This window comes from Streptomyces sp. S3(2020) (genome assembly GCF_013044505.1).
GTDB lineage: Bacteria > Actinomycetota > Actinomycetes > Streptomycetales > Streptomycetaceae > Streptomyces.
This window is the reverse complement of sequence record NZ_JABERD010000472.1, coordinates 1-2,204: the sequence shown is the minus strand read 5'-3', so window position 1 is coordinate 2,204 and position 2,204 is coordinate 1. Positions and strand designations below refer to the sequence as shown.

Genomic DNA, 2,204 nt, shown 5'->3' with positions numbered 1-2,204 from the left:
TATGCTTATATCGCGTGTGTTCACGTGTTGCTTGGTGTGCGACGCAGGTGTACTAGTCCTTGGTGGTATTGCTGTATCGCTGTGTCTTAGTTGTTTTTATTTAATGATACTGCGCCTACCGAGATCTACCCGATCCTCTTCGTCGGCAGCGTCCGCTGTGTATAAGAGACAGGTACCCCGCGGCCAGCGCCCCCGGTGGCACCGCCTCCCGCAGGGACAGGTTGCGGGTGATCAGCGCACCCGACTGGAGCGTGCCCGCCAGGACGAGAGCGATCGCGATCCCGGCCGCGCCCGGTATCAGCGCGGCGAGGCTCACGAAGACCGACATCCCGCACATCAGCACCACACTGCGCCCCCGGAGCCGCCCCGGCCACGACCGCAGCCCGTACACGAACGCCCCGAGCCCCGCCCCGACCGCCAGCCCCCCCAGCATCGGCCCGGACCAGCCGACCCCGATGCCGCGCTGTTCCAGCAAGGCGGGCAACGTCAGCTCCGCGAGACCGAGCAGCGTGAGGCTCGCCGCGCCCGTGACGTACACCGGCCAGGCGCGCATCAGGACCCGGAGCCGCCCCGACTCCCCGCCCCGCTCGCCCGTGTCCCAGCCGGCCGGCAGCCGCCAGTGCCCCGCGATCGACAGCGCCATCGACGCGGCGGCGAGCAGCAGCGGGAGCCGCGGCGCGACCCCGAGGGCGAGCCCGGCGACCGCGACCGGGGAGACGGCCCACACCCCGGACATCAGCATCGACTCGGCGGACAGCGCCTGTGCCACGGACCGCTCCGGGACCAGCGAGGTCAGCAGCGCCCGCTGCCCTCCGGCGGCCGCGGCCGGAGCCGCCCCGGCCAGGAACGCGAACACTCCCAGCACCACGGGATGCGCCCCGGCCAGCACTCCGAGCCCGGTGAACCCGACCGCCCCGCCCGCGAGCCCGAGCAACAGATGCCGGCGGCCCCGAGCCGGGTCCATCCGCATCCCGAGCACCGGCGCCCCGACGATCTCGCCGATCACATACGCCGCCGCGAGCGCCGCCCCCAGCGTGTAGCCGCCGGGCCGCTCGCGCACCAGGAAGACCAGCGCCAACGGGGCCATGGCGACGGGCATACGGGCGGCGACCGCGGTGCAGGCCCAGATGAGGACCTGTCTGGTGGCGACGTCTCGGTAGGTCATGCGTCGAAGCTACGGCCCGGCACCGACATCGCCCCAGGAGTTTTCCGGCACCTGTGGAAAACCTCTGGCATGTCCAGAACGCCGGGCACGAACACGGAACCCTCCGGTCAGAAGGTGAGCACCCCCCTCGCCACCTTCCCCGCCTCCGCGTCCGCCCCCGCCCGCTCGAACTCCTCGACCGGATAGGTCTGTGTCACCAGCTCGTCCAGCAACAGCCGCCCCTCCCGGTACAGCTCGGCGTACAGCGCGATGTCCCGCTGCGGCCTGGACGACCCGTACCGGCACCCCAGGATCGACTTGTCCAGGAACATGGACGCCACGACGAAGGACGCCTCGGCCCCTGCCGCCGGCATCCCGAGGAGGACCGCCTGCCCGTGCCGGTCCAGCAGATCGACGGCCTGCCGGACGAGTTCCACCCGTCCGACGCACTCGAAGACATGGTCCGCCCCGGTCGGCAGCAGCTCCCGCACCCCCTCCGTGGAGGTCAGGAAGTCGGTCGCGCCGAACTGCCGCGCCACCGCCTCCTTGGCGGGATTGGCGTCGACGGCGACGACCCGCAACGCCCCCGCGATCCGGGCCCCTTGCAGCACGTTGAGCCCGATACCCCCCGTGCCGATCACGACGACGCTGTCCCCGCGGTCCACCTTCGCCCGGTTGAGCACGGCTCCGACGCCGGTCAGCACCCCGCATCCGATGAGCGCGGCGGAGGACAGCGGGATGTCCTCGGAGATCCGCACGACCTGTACGGCCTTGACCACGGTCCGCTCGGCGAAGGCGGAGTTGGACGCGAACTGGAAGACGGGCCGCCCGCCTCGCGCGAACGGCTGCCCGGGCCGCCCGATCGCCTTGCGGCACATGGTCGGCCGCCCGCGGTCGCAGTCCGCGCACGTACCGCAGTTGGCCAGCGTGGACAGGGACACATGGTCCCCGGCCGAGATGTGTCTTATTCTCATCTTCGAGCCCACGAGACTTCTGAGCCACTCGTAGGCAGTCTTCTGGCTGAGCAAAACCCAGACACGCTTACCAAGCTATGGTACGT

Annotated in this window: 1 protein-coding gene and 1 pseudogene; both read right to left on the bottom strand. The window is 70.7% G+C overall.

What is annotated here, in order from left to right; all coding sequences use genetic code 11:
* Positions 1–115 precede the first annotated feature (115 nt).
* Positions 116–1,165, bottom strand: coding sequence for an MFS transporter (locus HLK59_RS49660; RefSeq protein ID WP_346780012.1), 1,050 nt, complete (start codon positions 1,163–1,165; stop codon positions 116–118).
* Between the two features lie 107 nt (positions 1,166–1,272).
* Positions 1,273–2,106: pseudogene (locus HLK59_RS49655) on the bottom strand (zinc-binding dehydrogenase); the annotation flags it as partial.
* Positions 2,107–2,204 lie beyond the last annotated feature (98 nt).